Here is a 534-nt window from a genome sequence, read left to right as displayed (position 1 = left end):
CGTCATCTGGGCACCGTCGACGGGCTTTTGCCAGGCGTTGTCCGGGTGGTGGGCGACGTGTAGGAGCGCGGCCAGGCGCATCGTGGTTCCGGTGAGTTTGTTGGCCCATTCCCGCATGTCGTACAGCGCCCCGCCGCGCCGTAGCTGTACCTCGATAGCGCGCGCGGACGTTGAGCGGCTCGTACGGGCGTCATCGGTGAGGGTGAGCACAACAGGGTCGGTCCAGTCGGCGAGGCTGGCAGCGAGCGCGTGAACCTGCGTCGCGTAGACGGTCGCGATGTGCTCGGAAACGGGTGGGGCGTCATCGTCGCGGTAGCCGGCGAGGCTGACCGGCAGTACGAACAGGAACCGGGCCACGATGCCCCGGCCGGTGAGGTCGCCGTTGGTGCCGAACTTGCGCAGCACGGACGGCTGCGCCATCACTCCCACGGTGAGGGTGGGGTTGGGGATGTATTCGGCTTCGCGGCCGAGCCGGTCAACGCGCAGTGGCCGGCCGGAGTGACCCATCAGGTACGGGTCGAGGTTCGGAAGTTT

At 68.0% G+C, this 534-nt stretch carries 1 protein-coding gene; it reads right to left on the bottom strand.

The window, feature by feature from the left end; translation table 11 throughout:
- Nucleotides 1-534 (bottom strand): DUF3987 domain-containing protein (locus tag ABD301_RS42205; RefSeq protein ID WP_344315614.1); only part of this gene is annotated, 534 nt, incomplete at both ends.

This window comes from Fodinicola feengrottensis (genome assembly GCF_039530045.1).
Lineage (GTDB): Bacteria > Actinomycetota > Actinomycetes > Mycobacteriales > HKI-0501 > Fodinicola > Fodinicola feengrottensis.
Note: the sequence above shows the minus strand (reverse complement) of the source record. Positions and strands in the feature narration are given on the sequence as shown.